The following is a 16,759-nucleotide window of genomic DNA, read 5'->3' on the forward strand; positions in this document are numbered from 1 at the left end:
TATGACAAAAGAAAGACTATTAGAAATATTAAATACAAAAAATACGAAGATTGCTATAGGAGTGTTCCTATTTTTAGTTTTATCTTTTTTGATTCTAAAGAAAGATCCAAAACCTGTAGAAGTTTCTCTTGTTACCCAAGGAGTCTATAAACAGATACTATCTGTCCAAGGGAAAACAAAAATAAAAGAACTTTATACTGCCTATTCTCCAGTTAATGGTGTGATGCGTAGAATTGAACTTCATGCTGGCCATAATGTTACCAAAGGAATGACGTTGGTTACTGTTGATTGGGACATCGTTAAAACTGTAAAAGCAAATGCAAATGGTCAAATTCTAAAAGTATACAGAGAAAGTGCAGGCCCAGTAGCTATGGGTGAAAAGATTTTGGATTATGGAGACATTACCAAAATTGAAGTATCTGCTTTTATCCTATCGGAAGATATGCCTGATTTAGACCTCAATGATAAAGTTTTACTGACTGGATTCGGAGATCAAACTTTAGAAGGGAAAGTTTCCATCATAGAACCTTCTGCAATAACAAAAATATCCTCTTTAGGAGTTGAAGAACAGAGAGTGCCTATTTCGATTGAATTCATTCCACCACATGGCATTGGTGATGGTTATGAATTGGAATGTAAAATCATTTTATTTGAAAAGCCAAACGCAATTGTTATACCTACTTCTGCATTATTTCGCGAAGATGAAAAATGGGTAGTGTTTACTATCGAAAAGAAGAGAGCCAAACTCCGATTTGTTGAAGTTGAACATCAAAGCGAAGGAATCAGCATGATTAAAAGTGGCCTAAATGTAGGAGAATCTGTAATACTTTACCCAGGTGATACAGTAGTGAACGGAACTAAAGTTGTACCCGAATAGGAACACTCGACTCTTTTGGTAAGGTGATATAAAAGCGAGAACCCTTACCTAGTTCGCTTTCAACACGGATACTACCTCCATGTTTTTCTGTAAATTCCTTACACAAAATCAATCCAAGAGCAGTACCTCTTTCACCAAGTGTGCCAGGCATACTCGTTTGTTTCGCATCAATATGAAATAGTTTCTTACGAATTTCTTCGTTGATACCAATTCCATAATCTGTTATACAAACTTGAATATCATTTTCTATAGATATAGATGAAAGCTGGATTTCGCCACCAGGATGAGAATACTTTACTGCATTGGAAATTAGATTTCTGAAAATTGTTTCGATCATTTTTTCGTCTGCATAGGCAGCTGTATTTGGATCTACAAAATTCTTAATCACTATAGATTTGTTTTGGATAGAAAAAGAAATCGAAGCAATAGAGGATTCAATTGTCCGATATAATGATATATTTTCCGGAAAAAATGCGATTTCGCCAGTTTGTGACCTTGCCCAAGTAAGTAAGTTTTCTAATAAGTTATAAATTTCACCGGAAGATTGAAAAAGAATACTTAAATCATTTTTTGTACGTTTTAATGGTCTCGTATCTAAATCTTCTAATATCATTCCTGCAAAGGTACTCATACCACCAATCGGTCCTTTTAAATCATGTGCAATGATCGAAAAAAATTTATCTTTGGTGTAATTTAACAACTGCAGCTCAGAGAATATTTTATTCTTTTCTAATTCTGTCTTTTTCCTATTATCAATATCTCTGGAGACACCTAAAATATTGATCGAACCATTTGGATTCCATTGAAACACAGTATTTGCTTCGATCCAAATTGTAGATCCATCTTTACAATACTGTTCCACTTCATCACTAAATGGGATCCGTTCACCTGTTTCCTTGAATTCTTTCACACGAATTGGCAAAACCTCCATTACTTTTTTAAAGGAGGTAGGAGTGAGAGTATCTTGTAATGAATGGTTGAGCACTTCTTCCGAGGTAAAACCAGTAATATTAATTACTGAAGGGCTTACATAAATATACTGTTGATCATCATAATTCAAAACCCAAATGACATCAGAAGTATTCTCTGCGAGTAAACGATACTTCTGTTCACTTTCTTCTTGCCTCTTGATAAATATATCAATGCACATCATCAAAAAACCAAAAGTCATCATCACCGAAGTTACATAAAAAAACAAATATGTAATATCTTGAATAGGTCCTTTGCCAAAAGCTATTTGCGAAACAGAAACATCAGCAAAAGTGTAATATAAAAAACGAAGAATCAAAAAAATTCCGCACGCTAGATAGAAAAAAGCTGCAAAGTGACTTGAAATACGCCCCTTTCTATTTGCAGATAAAATTGTTTTGGAAGATACAATAAGTTGGATTGCAGCCGCAAAGGAAATTAATGAAATTCGATACTTCGGCGAAATATCAGAAAATTGATGTAATGCTAATAATACAAATACAAGAATAACGGAAAAGATTCCTGACTTCCACATCGGCTTTCTATCAAACATAGATAGTATTATGTTGTTAGAATATACGAGTGATAAAAGAATGAGAGAATTTCCAGCACTTATAGAAATCCATTCAGGGATAACACCTCGTAGAGCACCCATTACCACCCACCCCAAAGCCTGCAATAAAGTTGCAATGGACCAGTCTTTGACAAAACGAAGCCTTTGGAAATAACCACTCGCAGCAAACCAAAGTCCACCAGACATTAACAAACAACCGACAATATTTATAAATACGACTGTGCGAGGGTCTATGTTCATTGAAATTAGGAGAAACCCGAGATTCCAAATAAATAGTTTTTAACTGTGTAATTTTATCAACTACAAATGAGAGATGATTTATTAATTTTGCTTACTCTTTGGAACTTGCACTCTCTCAAAACTATGATTAGGTGATCAAATCGAATTCAATAGATAAGATAGTGAAGATTGAAATTCCTTTTGGTTTGAACGAATCGATTCGATTTTCTTTTTCCCTTTGGGAATAAAAGAAAATGCAAGGGCATTGCCATGTATAAAATCAATCAGGATATTTAACACCATTTCTGTTTTAGCAGTTGGATATACCTGTTGGATTAGAAATTGTAACGATTTGTTGAATTCCACAACTGAATTAAAGTTATTATAAGAATATTTAATGAGATATAAAGACATTCCTGGGTAATCTAAAAATAATATCCAATATTCTTGTAAAATTTTTTGTAAATTTCTCTTGGAAGGTTTATAAGCCAGAATCATTTCTTTTTGAAACCGACTAAAAATATGCTCTACCATTGCATGGGTCAATGCTTCCTTGTTTTCAAAATAATAATAAATAGCCATGGGATCGAACCCTAAATTTGTAGCTAATTTCCGCATACTAAAAGATTCGTAACCTTCCTTTTCACATATTTTTAATGCAGCTTTGATAATTTTTTGTTTCATTTTCACCGAACCATTCTACGGTGTAGAATAAATATTATGATACAATATAAAGCATTTATTGCAAGCAGTTTAGATGGTTTTATAGCAAGATCCAATGGTTCCATCGATTGGCTCACTTCCGATGCGTACAAGCTAGATAACAATGACTTTGGATATTCTGCTTTTATGCAGGAAATTGACTGTATTGTTATGGGTAGGGTTACCTTTGAGAAAGTTCTTAGCTTTGAACCTTATCCTTTTGAATCCACTCCAGTTTACGTATATACTGGTAACATTGATTACAAGTTTGAATCTAAATATCCAATTTTCATTTTCAACGGGACACTTGAGAGTTTAACAATGACATTAGAAAAAAAACAATTTAAAACTGCCTATGTGGATGGCGGCAAATTGATTCAACACTTTATCAACGAACGGATGCTAAATGAAATCACAATCACAAGAATTCCGATTTTAATTGGATCCGGGTTGCCACTTTTTGGTAACCTAACCAAAGACCAAAAATTAGAACATATACAAACTATGGCATATCCCAATGGATTTGTCCAATCCAAGTATCAACTGACGTAATATGAACTTTTCAAAAGAAAATTGTCGGAATTGCAATCTTTGATTGCTGGAAAGTTGAAACCGTGTTAGAGGTTTTAAGAGAATCCCACAAGCCCGCCTCCACCACCCTATTCAGGGCGGGGGCTTCCTCAGGGCAATGAGACATAATGCAATATATCCACTCCCCTGAAGACCCAAAGCTTGTTGACTACAAGCTCCTCAAAGCAAAAGAAGACCCTACCGATAAATTCATTGCTGACCACGAAAAAACCGCAGTCCGCCTCCTCAATTCCTCACTCAAAGTAGAATCTGTTTTCTGTATGCCAAGATACTGGGAAAAACATAAAAACTTAATCCTATCCAAAATAACAGAACCTAATAATTGTTTTGTTGCCGACAAGCACGTGTTTGAGGATACAATAGGATTCTCCGTACACCAGGGTTTTATGGCAGTAGGTTATCAAAGATGGAACGACCTTTCAGAGGCATCTTCTCCGATTCTATTTGTTAACTCAATTGTAGACAGTGAAAACATTGGATCCATTCTACGTTCTGCTGCAGCATTCGGTATTCAAACAGTAGTTTTTGATTCAAAATCCGCATCACCTTATCTAAGACGTAGTGTAAGGGTTTCCATGGGGTCACTTTTTCAAATCAAATTGGTTCGTATCATTGACGCAGTTCATACTTTAAATTCTCTCAAAGAATTAGGAAATACCATTTTATCACTTAGCCTCCCAAGAGAAGGAACGGATCTTTCATTAAAAACAAAATCCATCTATGCACTAGAGAAATATAGAAAGTTTGTATTAGTACTTGGTAACGAAGCAGATGGAATTGATCCAAAAATTCTAAACATTTCCGACCAGTTAGTTTATATCCCAATGAAAAACAAAATTGATTCATTAAATGTATCGCATGCTTTTGCAGTTGCTTTATCGCATCTAATAGGAGAATCTTCTTAATTTTCCCAATCCCAAAAAAAATCTTTATTTGTCATCTCAGGCTCTATTTCATTTGGATTTGAAACCTCAATTGACTGTTCCTCTAAATCTTTTTTAGCTGATTCCAAATCTAAAGTTTCCTTTAGCCAATACTCTTCTGTTCCGAAGTGAGGAAACAAAGATGGAAAAGAAGGATCTTCCCAACGTTTTGCTATCCATGCGGCATAATGAATGTATCGAATGATACGAAGAGGTTCCACCAATTGCAGCCAGTTTTCATCAAACTCAGCAAACATAGTATAACCTTGCAAAAAATCGAACAAATCTTTTCTTCTATCTGTCTCACCTAACGGTAGCAACATCCAAAAATCCTGCACGATCGGTCCCACTAAAAAATCATCAAAATCTAAAATACTATATCCTTCCGGCGAAACGAGCAAATTCCCCTTATGACAATCACCATGAATCCGTTGAAAAGGAATTTGGTATTCCCTTACTAAAGAATCAAAAATATCAAAAGCCCTAAGTGCGGTAGTTTGATAACGTTCTGCTAATTTTTTATTTGGGATTAATTGGTTATCTAAAATAAAGTTTAAAGATTTTAAACCATAAGAAGGTATATCCAACGTTGGTCTATGAATCGAACCAAGTTTTTTTCCAACTGCATGGACTCGACCTAGGAGCGCACCAACTCTTTCTAAATCACTTCCAGATATTTCTTCAACAATTCGACCATTTCGCAAAGGCCAAATAGCAAAATAGATTCCAGACCATTCAAATAATGTTTTATCATTTAACTTTATAGGAGTTAAAACTGGGATTTCTTCCGATGATAGTTCAGATAAAAATCGGTGTTCTTCTAAAATTTCATCGTAAGTCCACTTTCCAGGACGATAAAATTTTACAACAATTCTGCCTGCATTGGAAGTCTCAATATCATACACCCGATTTTCTACACTATTTAATGGATAAAATCTACCAGTCGTTTCATAACCCAATGACTCCAAAGCATTGAGTATGGAATCAGGAGTTAGCTGGTAAAATGAATGATTGATATTCAATTTGTTAATTTAATTGACGATTCGATTTCGACCTGAGGATTTTGCCTCATATAAAAGTTTATCTGATGTTCTAAGAAGTTCTATTGGACTTTCGATTGCCGAAATATCACCGCCAGTGACTCCTCCACTGAAAGAGACTTTAAATTTTTGACCAGATTCTGAATCCAACTCTAGATCAGATATTTTTTCTCTTATTTTATCTAAAACACGTGTTGCATCAGGAACACCTGTTTCTGGAAAAACAATGACAAATTCTTCACCGCCAAATCTAGAAATAATATCTGACTTTCGTAAACAAGACTTCAATTCAGAAGCAATTCTTTTTAATACAATGTCACCAGTTTCATGACCATACGTGTCATTGACTTTTTTAAAAAAATCAATATCAATCATTGCCAAAGATAGGTTGTGTTTATGCCTTTTGCATCTTTGGAATTCTTGTTCAATCCGTTCTTCCATATAACGACGATTATATAAACCAGTCAATACATCACGGATTGCCGTTTCCCTTAATTGATCATGTAATGATTTCATTCGAAGAGCACTAAAAATTCGAGCAAGAAGTTCTATCTCTTTGGCAGGTTTAGTGATGTAATCGGTAGCACCTGCTTCAATGGCTAGTTTAAGATTCTCAGGTTCCGTATGACCTGTGACCATAATGATAGGAAGCCAACCCACTGGAGAAGAGGAGAAGATTTCTGAGATCAATTCAATGCCGGAACCGTCTGGCAATTCCCAATCGAGAAGAACTACATCAATTTGATCCTGGCTAATGATCTCCCGTGCATCAGAAAGAGAGACAGCTTCAATAGGAACATACCCATGATTAGAAATCCATCGATTGAGAAGTTTTCGTTGTAATTCCGAATCTTCTATAATGAGAATTTTTTTTCCTGCTTTCTCCATTTTCCTACGGTTTTATTTTTTCTTTTTTTTACCTAGTATTTTTTCAACTTCTCCCTCTTCTAAAGGAACTTTTACTACAGTTCCTCCTTCTTTGCGTATTTGCTCTAAATCTACGACTGCTCCCGTCAACATACGAGAGGCTTTTTTCGATCCATCTTTCACTCCATAGACCACCCATTTGCCTCCTTCAAGGGATAACACTAAATATGTACAATCCGCAACTGCCAAAACAGAATGAGCCGACATATGAGAAACAAACTCATAACTGAGTACAATTCCTGAACCAATAAAAACTCCAGTAGGGATACCAACTGCTTTTGTTAACTGATACACTCCAAATGATGTACCTGTTCCGAATGATGCGGTAGTTCCTACAAGACCAACAGTTCCCGCAGCAACTTTGGTGGAAGTATAAGTCACAGCTTGTGCGGTTGCCGAGGCACCACTAAAGGTCGCTCCCGTGACTGTACCTGAAACGGCAAGTCCACCACCAAGAATTGTTTGCCCCGTAGTAACACCGACAAGACTCATTGGCGCCAGTATGTATTTACCTGAAGATTCAGTGACTACGGCGGCTGTTTTTACCGAGTATGCAGAAGTTTTTCTAGCAACAGCTGAAGTCACTTTTGCCCCCTTCTCCATCGATTGCACCGATTCTTTCAAAACAACCTCAGTGCTGTTCAACAAAGCACCTAACGCAAGCTCGATACTCGGTGCAGTGATATAAACGACACCTTTCCCAGCTAAAGTAAATGTTTCCACTAAACAATAAAGACCTGAACCAGTGGCAGTTGTAATGTATGCGGAAGGATAAATGATCCCATTCCAAGTAATATATCCAATAGAAAGGATTGTAATTTTTCCTATAGGTTTAATGACACTATCGTAAAATATAGCCTTAGCGGTTCTTGAAAGAAATTTGAGAAGGGCCAACGGTACACCTTCTCCATCGGCAATTGATTCTATATCAGCCTTAGCTCGACCAAGTTCTTGTGAAGTATCTTTCCCATATGAAAAAATAGTTTCCTTCCAATTACCAAAAATTGTATCTGAAACAGAAGATCGATACTCATTAATTTCAGAAAATCGTCGTTTCCAACTTCCTGATTTAAAATCTCCATATGTTTCATCGTAAGATGATTTTAATGCATCATCCAAATCAACATATCCATAAACAGTGGTTTCAAATACATTCTGAAATTTTTCTTTGTATTCTTTGAATCTTTTTTTAGTAGTAGGTGAATTATCTTTTTCATCTTTTAGATTCAATTGCATATTTGCCCAATCATCCCACTCTTTACGAACAGATTCTGAGTTTTTAATAACCGCCTCATGAGAAGCAATGCCTCGTTCCCAGGAAGATCCAATCATTCCATAAGACTCTGCAACTGATGCGTACATTATGAATAATCCCGGTTTGGTTGCGTTTTCATTTAAATATTGGACAACTGATTCTCCACCGGCACTCAACTTTCCTGCCGTTGACCAACTCATTTTAGTTCCATCTTTGATGATCACGACAGACTCTTGTGCTTTCAATACAGATCGGGAAAATTCTTCTCCTGCAAAACCAATTCTTTGGTCCATTACATAAATTGTGGACTCATGAAACGGAGGAATAAATTTAATACTCGTTCCTTTTACCGGAAATGCCCCCTGATAATAAAGTGACTTATGTCCTTCGAGTGCTAACTTTTTGGTATTTTTTAAAGGATCTTCCGCTTTTTTATCTGATCCAGAACATTGTAGGAAAAAACTATAGAAACAGAAAGAGAGTAATATAAAGGGATATAGTTTTGATTTCATGGTTTTTCAGATACCTTTTTGTTTGCACGTTTTGTTTGTTCTGCTATTTCCGCATCCAATACTTTCTTTATGATCTTTGGATCATCCGTTAATATCTTAACTTTCCCTGTTTTTTTTGCTTCTTCTAAATTAATCACCGATCCAGTGGGAGCATCTTCAAAAGGGGAATAATTTCCTTTTATTGTAGCGATCACAACACGAGGACCGTCATACATAATTAAAATTGGCCCATCCACAGCCGTAAGTAACAATTGAGATGGTAAAACGGTCATCGCTGCATATCCTAATACCATCCCGGAACTCATTGCATACATTCCTGCCTCAGCTGTACCTTTTGAAAGATCGTATAACATTCCTGTAGCGAAGGCTGTTGTATCTATGGTTGCACCACCCACAACACCAATGGCTCCTCCAGTAGTTGTGGCAGCAACAGAAGTTACTTGGTTGAATGCAGCAAGCGTTGTCCCACCTGCATAAGTCGGTATTGTAGAAGATGCAGATAGTATCCCGATAGAACTAAAAAGACCGGCTTCCAATGTAGGTGAAAGTACCCGATAACCCGTTTGTGTTGAATAATAAAGTACCACTCCCGTTGAAATCAAAGCATTGGATGAAAAATTCATAGTTTGCGAAAGGGGAACATACACTCCATTGACAACAAGAATCTCTCCTGTATTTTTACCAGTTTTCGCAATAGGCGCGATCATTACTTCTTTTAGTGCCACAGAATATCCTTGGAAAATATCTACAAGAGCCAAAAGAGCATTTCCTCGTTCACCTGATGCTTCATAATTTTTTGTAAACTCATCTGAAGCTTTTGAAAAAGAATCACTCCATGCAGAAATGATATTTTGAGAATTTTGTTTCAGAGTGGCACTAAACAGTTCGTTTAATTTCTTTGAAGAAGAATCTCGTTTCAATCCAAGTTCATCTAAAGTAGAATTCAATCGTCTGAAATCCGACTCAGCTCTCGGAACCAAATAAATATAACCTAGAACAAACCGAGATCCCGCTTCTTTAAAACTATCTTTCGAAGTTTTCCATTCCGTTTTGCTCAGTTGCCAAGCTGCATCGTAAATATCTTCCGTTCGACTAGACGAATCATTGATCCCAGAATTCACCCAAGAAGCAACCGATGTCATTGTGTCTCCCAGTTTTCCAGGGAAATCAGAGCTTCTTTTTTTCATATGGACAAGGACCATCGCTTTGGCAACGCGAGCACTGATCCCTCCGTTCTCATAAACCAAATCCATACTCTTTTTTCCCGAAGGAATAACTGCCCATCCATTCTCCAATAGATTTTTTCTGGAACCAATAGAATTGGCAGTTAAGGGAGCGATCTTTTTTAACGTTTGTGGTTTGTTATTAGTGATCACCGACTCACCGAAAATTTTATCTGTTTTTGAGGAACAAGAACATTGCAGGAATAAGGCGACAACTAACAAAAAATAGTATTTGGCTGAATCGGATTTCATAAGTTGAGGGAATTTTGTATAGACGTTTGAAATATGCAATAGAAAAAAACATTTTACTTGCTAAATCCATGTATAGTGAGACAAAACCACGACAGCAGATAATTTACGTGACCTATTGGTTCCAATTGGAATCATTACTCTTATGAAGAAACTGAACATATATCTTGCACTCATTGCCTTGGTATTGTGTGTCATCATCATCATCCGAAAAAATGATTTAACCTTAAACAAAATTGCAACTCTGATCGCTATTTCAACTCCCACAGAAGTATTCGATTTTCAAACTGCAGATTCGATCGCCAAACAAAAATTAAAGTCAAAATTTTCACCGACACCAGAATTTAAAATCCCAGGTTTGGATGGAATCAGCTATGAAGACTATCGACAAATCGAATACAAACCCGATGTGGCGATCTGGAAAAATCTTGCCCTTCCCTACCAATTACATTTTTTTCATCCAGGCCATATTTATAGCAATGGAATTCAAATTTATGAAGTGATCAATGAAAAACCCATAGAAATTCCATACGATGCATCTCGTTTCAACTTTGGAGACTTACCCCTTGCCGATGATTTTGCTGAGATCACTAAAAAACTTCGTTATACAGGTTTTCGTGTCCATTACCCAATCAATCAAAAAGAGATTTTAGAAGAATTTTTAGTTTTCCAAGGTGCTTCTTATTTCAGAGCAATTTCCAAAGGGCAAGTATATGGACTATCCGGACGCGGACTAACAATCAACACAGGACCCAAAGACAAAGAAGAGTTTCCCATCTTTGAAAGTTTTTATATCAAACGACCTAACAAAACAGATACATCCATTACAATTTATGCAATTATGAATAGTGAATCTGTTGTTGGTTCCTATGAATTCATAGTAAATCCAGGTGAAGTTACAACCATTGATGTACATGCAAAAATTTATCTTCGCAAAAAAATAAAACGCCTTGGATTTGCTCCAATCACTTCTATGTATTTGTATGGAGAATCAGACAACGCCATTTTAGGGAACATTCACCCAGAAGTACATGACTCGGATGGTCTTTTAACTCAAAACAAAATGGGTGAATGGGAATGGAGACCTCTCATTAATCCCAAAAAAACACAACTAACAAGAATTTCATTAGACTCTCCATTAGGTTATGGACTCATCCAAAGAGACCGAAAATTCAAAAGCTATCAAGATGAAAAACTCAAATACCATTTAAGACCAAGTGTTTGGGTAGAGCCCAAAGGTGACTGGGGAAAAGGCAGTTTGTACTTACTTGAATTCACAACCAATTTAGATTCCGATGACAACATCACCACATTCTGGGAACCTGCAATCCCACCTAACTTAAACGATGGTTACGAATTTCGGTACAAACTCCATTACACCGAAAGATCACCTAAACAACATATCTTAGGCAAAGCTTCCGCATTTTATAGAGGCGCCGATCCACTTTTCCCGAAAGAAAAAGTTTTTACTTTGTACTTTACTGGTGATTTTCTAAAAGCTCTCGACCGCAAAACAGAACTAAAGGCAAATATCTATAATAATAAAATTCCATCTGATTCAATCCGTTATAAAATAGAAAAAATCACCGAACTAGACCAATGGCGGCTACAGATTTGGTATCCCAGTTCAGTCGACGAATCCGATTGGAGTGTTTTCCTTGAGAAAGAAAACCAAAGAATTACAGAAACATGGATATATCGAGATGGACTTTCCAAATAACAAAGACTATTTGAACGAGTTTAGCGAAAGAATTCGCACATATTTGATTCTGAGTGGGATCAATAATGAATATAAAATTGTAGAAATTTTAAATGATTTTTTCAAATCTAATCATTTAAGTTTCTCATTCCCATCAGACTGGGTTCTTTGGCAAAGTTTTCTAAAAACAAATCACATCCAGCCAATTCCAGATTTTCCCATTGCAAATAGGTCTTGGCAATTTGGATCAATGATTCCAAGTTCATCCGATTGGAAAAGAGACACAAATAAAACAAAACAATCCATCGTTGGTTCTTTAAAACCATTATTCATCATCGCATCCATCTTCTTATGGAGCCTTCTTTATTATATTATTATATTTAGGTTACTATGATACTTTTCCAACGCTTTATATTCTTTTTCACTTTTATCATCCCAGTTATTTGGGGGTTTAGTTTATTCATAGAGATCATTTCTTTTCGAGGAATTGAAATCACCGAATACTATCAATTCATCACTTTGATTTTTCTTTTACCGATGTTATCATATGGAGCAAACTCAGCTTTATTTGGATTTTTAATTACTTTGAAAAAGGGAGGAGATCCACTCCTAAAGGCAAAACATATCCCTGAACAGGAATTGAACTTCAATCTATTAGAATCCATCCCCGTTGCCGTTGTCATGCCCGTTTACGAAGAGAATGAAATTTCAATTTTCTCTCGTATTAAAGTCATATTTGAATCAACTACAAAAATCCATAAACTTCCAAACCTAGACTATTTTATTTTGAGTGATACCAGGACACCAGAAAAATGGATCAAAGAAGAAGCCGCATATATTGAGTTATGCGAATCAACAAAAAATTTCCACAACTTTCATTACCGCAGAAGAAAAAGTAACCTTAATGGAAAAAGTGGAAACATCGCTGATTTTTGCAGAAGGTGGGGGAAAAAATACAAGTATATGATCATCCTTGATGCGGACAGTCTCGTATCAGGCGAACTCATCATCCAACTGATTGCAAATATGGAAAAAAATCCGAATGCAGGAATCATCCAATCCAGCACCAAAATTTTTCGAACCACTACTTTATTCCAAAAATTTACAGAATTTTCTTCTTACTTGTTTAGCCCTTTTTTCTTAAAAGGAGCCAGCTTTTGGCAAATTAATTCCACGGGTTATTGGGGACACAATGCCATACTTAGAGTCAAACCATTTATGGAACATTGTGCCCTCCCCCATCTTCCAGAATATGGAGGCATCGGTGGGAAAATTTTAAGTCATGATACAGTCGAAGCTGCCCTGATGCGAAAAGCGGGATTTGATGTCTATTGTGCTTATGAGCTGGATGGAAGCTACGAAGAAAGTCCACCTAACATAATTGATGTTTTGAAACGAGACCAACGTTGGTGCCAAGGAAACCTGCAACATTTTTGGTTTTTGTTTGGAAAAAAAATTCCATTCATCAATAGAATCCATATTCTAAATGGAATTTTATCTTATCTCAATTCTCCTATTTGGCTGTGTTATATCCTACTTAGTTTATGGAATTACCTTGAAGACAGCAAATACTTAAATTACTCCATGTTACCGGAAGAGTATGAATTTTTTAAATCACAGATTTATGACCCGCTATATCTAAAACTATTATCCTTATCTTTAGTTTTATTATTTTTACCAAGGGTTCTAAGTTTTTTTAGCCTACCCGTCCTTGAAATTTTCAAAAAACTGCCCGCATTTTTTATGGAGACCATTTTTTCAATTTTAATTGCACCAATTTACATGGTGTATCATAGTATTTTTGTATCCTCAATTTTACTCAACAAACGAATTACTTGGGGACCACAAAATAGAGATGCTGATTCAGGATATAACCTTCCCTATATTCTTTCATCTTTTTTCGGCATAACAGTCCTCGGTTTTGCATGTGCTTATATAAGCTATTCCCATTCCACAATGTTATTCGTTTTATCATTTCCAATTTGGATTGGCTGGATTCTTTCGATTCCTTTGGTTATTCTGACAGGAAAAGAACAAAAAACTATAAACCAATTTTTCGATACAAAATATTGGAAACAAAATACAAGTTTAACCAATAATTTTGAAGAGGCTCTTAGCTCACATAAGAATAGTTATCTGGATGGAAAAGAATTCTTTTTTGCTCTTGTGCATCCCATTTTTTACCACCAACACAAAGAGTTGCAAGGGAATAAAACCTACCAAACCAAACTTCCAAAATCAACGGAAGAAGATCTCATTCGTTTATTAAAACTAGGGCCAGATTCGTTAGATAAAAAAACAATATTACGGATTCTTTCGAACCGAGAGCTACTTGATTCATTTTATTTAAAATTTTGGACTTCAAAAAAAGAAGATTGGGCAAGTTACTGGAAAACCATTTGGGAAAAAATTAACCCGTCTTTTTTTCCATTAATTTCCAATAATAAGAAGAACGATGTGAATCTTCAATAAATCCGCAGTGTCCACCTTTTGATTCAATCACAACTTCTAAATACGAAGAAGGAGGGATCTGGACAAATTCTTTCCAGGGAATCACAGGATCATCCATTGAAGTTAAAATCGTAGTCGGAACACGAATGGATCTAAAAAACAATTCGTTCAAAGTATAAGAATCAAAATATTCATCCACAGAAGAAAAATGAGAAAATTCTTTTACCATTTTTTCCGTTAAATGCATCACCGATTGGTAATGATCCAAATCATGAAACGAATATAAATGAGGAAATAAATTTGCTTTTTTCTTTAAAGAAACCTTCCAAGAATTGAGAAAGTATTTTCGCAAAAAAGGATGTTCATCCATTTTCACTGTTGCCCGTTTTGGATCGAGAGCCGGACTAAACGCAAAACAATGTTTTAATCCAGGGATTTGTTCCGCCTGTTTAGAAAGAGAATGACGACCCGCCATCCGTAGAACAAAATTTCCACCAAGTGAAAATCCAGCCAAATACACTGGACCCTTGGAACCAAAAATTTTTACAAGTTCGCAGACCGCTTCATATGACTCCTGCAACAAACTTCCATTAAAGATACCTTCATTCAAATGATGAGTATCACCATGGTCTCTTAAGTTCAATCGGTATACAGAAAATCCTTTTTGCAAAAAATGCCTTGTGGTTCGAACGATATAACTAGAATGAATACTTCCTTCCCAACCATGTACAAGCACAATTAAACCCTTTGGATTTGCTACATCATGAATTCTTGCGAGAAGTGTTGTCCCGTCTTTTGCTTTTACTGACTTCCACTCACCTTTGAGTGAATTTCCATATTGTTTGTCCGACTTCGATTTAAAGGACGCCAAAAACGATTGGACCATGGCACCCGAAAGAAAAGGCAAAGGTTTAAAAAGACTCATAGTTGGATCACCCTAGTTTCCTCGAATTAGAAAATTTTACAATAAATTATCCTCGACGCAGTCAACCAAAAGGTCATTCAATTGAGTTAAACTGGATAAAACTTAGGACCACTTATGAGATTCATACTTACATCCTTACTTTTTTGTTTCATCGCTTGCCAAAGTTACACGCCATTAAAATCAGAATGGAGAACCGTAGGAGAAACAGAATTATTTTTCGCTGCAGTATCCGCAAAGGCAAGCCAACAAGCCATTGAATCAGGGAGCCTCGCCATGAGAAGGAGCACTTGTTTGAGTGCCACAAACCTTCTTTCCACTTCCCCCAAACTCACTTCCATCCTTTTAGAACAGGAATCTGTCCAATTGGATGAAATAGAAACAAAAGACTTAGGTCGCCTTATTTCGGCTCACAAAATCAAACCCAAACAAGAATCCTGTCAATCCGAGAATAGCGGTTATTTTTTCGCGAGCCCCGCATGGGAAAACTGCCAATGCCTTTACACTATCGAATACCCCGGCGGGAGAAAACAATTTAGGCTAGATCTAACGCAAGTTAAATAATCGATTACCAATTCATAGAACCTAAAAGATCTTGAAGACAAACCAGAATCTAACCTGGATTTGTCTTCCATCGTTTCCAATAAATTAGAGCCAACCCACTGAGTGCCTCGGGGCCACTCACTCCTGAAAGAGCGGACCTAGTCGAATCCGAAAGTTCTTTTTCACACCAAATCAAAAACTCCTTCCAATCGGTTTGTTTCTTTTTTATCTGAATTTTTTTTTGTATATTTTTATGTATTTGGTATTTATAAGAAGGATTCGTATCCTCCGTTGACCCAGACTCGGATCTCACACCTAATCTCCCATCGCCTGCAAAACCAATCGCCTTGTTTCCGTTGGTTTTGAAATCCGATTCAGACTCCTCATAAGGTAGGAGTGGTTTCAAAAATCTCTTTCTCCCATCAAACCCAGTTTGTTTCAACAGACCTTTTTTCTTAAGCTCAGATACCAAACGTGAAATTGTATCTCGTTTCAATCGTAAAATAGTTCCCAAATACTCGTTAGAGGCAAAACACCCACCACAAGCATCCAAAGAAACAATTTCAGCATACAATTTAGTTTGATTCGGTGTAAGACCCAAATCATCCATCCATTGGGCAACCCAAACGCCCGTTCTTTTTGATCCATTCATATCGACCCCTGCTATCCAACACAGGCCTTCGGCATCCAAAGAAAATTTTTTTCTTTGGATTTGTTACAACGGGAAGATAAACCTACGTCGCCGCAACAATCGTTTTGGAAGTTTTAACAACGTCCATGTTTGGAATTCTTTTGAATTCCAGGTGATGTATGTAAGCGGTATAAATTGTGGAAGACCGCTTTGGGTTTTAGGGACACCTCCCCTACCCAATTTTCTATTAACATTGTTTTCCTAGTTCTGTCAAGCATTAATGTGACATAATTCCATAGACTGGTGAAACGTAAAAATGGGATCCAATGAGAGTAGGGCAGGGAAACTAATGGGAGAAGAGAAGTCTCTCTGAACTGCTTCCACACAATCCAGAGAGTTTACATCACCCGGTTAAAGGGGTTACACACAATCTAACGGGACCATTCAAATAG

15 protein-coding genes are annotated in these 16,759 nt (G+C 36.4%); 7 read left to right on the forward strand and 8 right to left on the reverse strand.

The features are described 5' to 3' along the window. Nucleotide 1 precedes the first annotated feature (1 nt). Complete coding sequence (locus CH364_RS18235) at nt 2-877, forward strand: efflux RND transporter periplasmic adaptor subunit (RefSeq protein WP_100745084.1); 876 nt, start codon at nt 2-4, stop codon at nt 875-877. On the opposite strand, the gene CH364_RS18240 is transcribed toward CH364_RS18235, so the two are convergent. Beyond that, on the reverse strand, nt 858-2,606 hold the full coding sequence (locus CH364_RS18240; RefSeq protein WP_100745121.1) for a sensor histidine kinase: 1,749 nt from the start codon (nt 2,604-2,606) through the stop codon (nt 858-860). The two genes, CH364_RS18235 and CH364_RS18240, sit on opposite strands and share 20 nt — an antisense overlap. Nucleotides 2,607-2,795: 189 nt before the next feature. Beyond that, entirely contained in the window at nt 2,796-3,323 is a 528-nt protein-coding gene (locus CH364_RS18245) for a TetR/AcrR family transcriptional regulator (protein WP_100745085.1), read from the reverse strand. A gap of 36 nt (nt 3,324-3,359) precedes the next feature. Here CH364_RS18245 and CH364_RS18250 point away from each other — a divergent pair, with 36 nt between their 5' ends. Beyond that, a complete protein-coding gene (locus CH364_RS18250; RefSeq protein WP_100745086.1) occupies nt 3,360-3,893 on the forward strand; it encodes a dihydrofolate reductase family protein in 534 nt (177 codons plus the stop codon). Nucleotides 3,894-4,039: 146 nt separating this feature from the next. Next, nucleotides 4,040-4,837, forward strand: coding sequence for a TrmH family RNA methyltransferase (locus CH364_RS18255; protein WP_100745087.1), 798 nt, complete (start codon nt 4,040-4,042; stop codon nt 4,835-4,837). On the opposite strand, the gene CH364_RS18260 is transcribed toward CH364_RS18255, so the two are convergent. Genes CH364_RS18260 through CH364_RS18275 form a run of 4 tightly spaced genes read right to left on the reverse strand, consistent with a single transcriptional unit; the run spans nt 4,834 to nt 10,064 of the window. Then, nucleotides 4,834-5,877, reverse strand: a complete 1,044-nt coding sequence (locus CH364_RS18260; RefSeq protein WP_100745088.1) for a serine/threonine protein kinase — start codon at nt 5,875-5,877, stop codon at nt 4,834-4,836. The genes CH364_RS18255 and CH364_RS18260 overlap by 4 nt on opposite strands. Nucleotides 5,878-5,886: 9 nt before the next feature. Further along, nucleotides 5,887-6,783, reverse strand: a complete 897-nt coding sequence (dgcR, locus tag CH364_RS18265; RefSeq protein ID WP_100745089.1) for a diguanylate cyclase DgcR — start codon at nt 6,781-6,783, stop codon at nt 5,887-5,889. Nucleotides 6,784-6,795: 12 nt separating this feature from the next. Next, the gene (locus CH364_RS18270; RefSeq protein ID WP_100745090.1) at nt 6,796-8,589 is read right to left on the reverse strand and encodes a hypothetical protein; all 1,794 of its coding nucleotides are present in this window, start codon (nt 8,587-8,589) and stop codon (nt 6,796-6,798) included. Next, nucleotides 8,586-10,064 (reverse strand): hypothetical protein, encoded by a 1,479-nt coding sequence (locus CH364_RS18275; protein ID WP_100745091.1) that lies wholly within the window; start codon nt 10,062-10,064, stop codon nt 8,586-8,588. Before CH364_RS18275 ends, CH364_RS18270 begins: the two co-directional genes overlap by 4 nt. Nucleotides 10,065-10,206: 142 nt before the next feature. Between CH364_RS18275 and CH364_RS18280 the strand changes: the two genes are divergently transcribed. From CH364_RS18280 to mdoH, 3 genes are read left to right on the forward strand one after another with little or no spacing between them, the layout of a single operon-like run. Continuing rightward, the gene (locus CH364_RS18280; RefSeq protein WP_100745092.1) at nt 10,207-11,781 is read left to right on the forward strand and encodes an OpgD/OpgG family glucan biosynthesis protein; all 1,575 of its coding nucleotides are present in this window, start codon (nt 10,207-10,209) and stop codon (nt 11,779-11,781) included. After that, on the forward strand, nt 11,765-12,154 hold the full coding sequence (locus CH364_RS18285) for a hypothetical protein (RefSeq protein WP_100745093.1): 390 nt from the start codon (nt 11,765-11,767) through the stop codon (nt 12,152-12,154). Before CH364_RS18280 ends, CH364_RS18285 begins: the two co-directional genes overlap by 17 nt. Beyond that, a complete protein-coding gene (mdoH, locus tag CH364_RS18290; RefSeq protein ID WP_100745094.1) occupies nt 12,151-14,232 on the forward strand; it encodes a glucans biosynthesis glucosyltransferase MdoH in 2,082 nt (693 codons plus the stop codon). Before CH364_RS18285 ends, mdoH begins: the two co-directional genes overlap by 4 nt. Here mdoH and CH364_RS18295 read toward each other — a convergent pair. After that, nucleotides 14,171-15,136: a YheT family hydrolase gene (locus CH364_RS18295; RefSeq protein ID WP_100745095.1), complete on the reverse strand. Its 966-nt coding sequence runs from the start codon at nt 15,134-15,136 to the stop codon at nt 14,171-14,173. The genes mdoH and CH364_RS18295 overlap by 62 nt on opposite strands. A gap of 114 nt (nt 15,137-15,250) precedes the next feature. Here CH364_RS18295 and CH364_RS18300 point away from each other — a divergent pair, with 114 nt between their 5' ends. Beyond that, the gene (locus CH364_RS18300) at nt 15,251-15,697 is read left to right on the forward strand and encodes a hypothetical protein (RefSeq protein WP_100745096.1); all 447 of its coding nucleotides are present in this window, start codon (nt 15,251-15,253) and stop codon (nt 15,695-15,697) included. A gap of 49 nt (nt 15,698-15,746) precedes the next feature. Here the strand turns inward: CH364_RS18300 and CH364_RS18305 are convergent, their stop codons facing one another. Beyond that, nucleotides 15,747-16,328: a helix-turn-helix domain-containing protein gene (locus tag CH364_RS18305; RefSeq protein WP_100745097.1), complete on the reverse strand. Its 582-nt coding sequence runs from the start codon at nt 16,326-16,328 to the stop codon at nt 15,747-15,749. Nucleotides 16,329-16,759 lie beyond the last annotated feature (431 nt).

This window comes from Leptospira harrisiae (assembly GCF_002811945.1).
GTDB lineage: Bacteria > Spirochaetota > Leptospiria > Leptospirales > Leptospiraceae > Leptospira_A > Leptospira_A harrisiae.

Excerpts from the sequence above, each read along its gene's own strand:
- CH364_RS18235 (WP_100745084.1), top strand. The coding sequence starts at position 2 with ATGACAAAAGAAAGACTATTAGAAATATTAAATACAAAAAATACGAAG.
- CH364_RS18240 (WP_100745121.1), bottom strand. The coding sequence starts at position 2,606 with ATGTCTGGTGGACTTTGGTTTGCTGCGAGTGGTTATTTCCAAAGGCTT.
- CH364_RS18245 (WP_100745085.1), bottom strand. The coding sequence starts at position 3,323 with ATGAAACAAAAAATTATCAAAGCTGCATTAAAAATATGTGAAAAGGAA.
- CH364_RS18250 (WP_100745086.1), top strand. The coding sequence starts at position 3,360 with ATGATACAATATAAAGCATTTATTGCAAGCAGTTTAGATGGTTTTATA.
- CH364_RS18255 (WP_100745087.1), top strand. The coding sequence starts at position 4,040 with ATGCAATATATCCACTCCCCTGAAGACCCAAAGCTTGTTGACTACAAG.
- dgcR (WP_100745089.1), bottom strand. The coding sequence starts at position 6,783 with ATGGAGAAAGCAGGAAAAAAAATTCTCATTATAGAAGATTCGGAATTA.
- CH364_RS18270 (WP_100745090.1), bottom strand. The coding sequence starts at position 8,589 with ATGAAATCAAAACTATATCCCTTTATATTACTCTCTTTCTGTTTCTAT.
- CH364_RS18275 (WP_100745091.1), bottom strand. The coding sequence starts at position 10,064 with ATGAAATCCGATTCAGCCAAATACTATTTTTTGTTAGTTGTCGCCTTA.
- CH364_RS18280 (WP_100745092.1), top strand. The coding sequence starts at position 10,207 with ATGAAGAAACTGAACATATATCTTGCACTCATTGCCTTGGTATTGTGT.
- CH364_RS18285 (WP_100745093.1), top strand. The coding sequence starts at position 11,765 with ATGGACTTTCCAAATAACAAAGACTATTTGAACGAGTTTAGCGAAAGA.
- mdoH (WP_100745094.1), top strand. The coding sequence starts at position 12,151 with ATGATACTTTTCCAACGCTTTATATTCTTTTTCACTTTTATCATCCCA.
- CH364_RS18295 (WP_100745095.1), bottom strand. The coding sequence starts at position 15,136 with ATGAGTCTTTTTAAACCTTTGCCTTTTCTTTCGGGTGCCATGGTCCAA.
- CH364_RS18300 (WP_100745096.1), top strand. The coding sequence starts at position 15,251 with ATGAGATTCATACTTACATCCTTACTTTTTTGTTTCATCGCTTGCCAA.
- CH364_RS18305 (WP_100745097.1), bottom strand. The coding sequence starts at position 16,328 with ATGAATGGATCAAAAAGAACGGGCGTTTGGGTTGCCCAATGGATGGAT.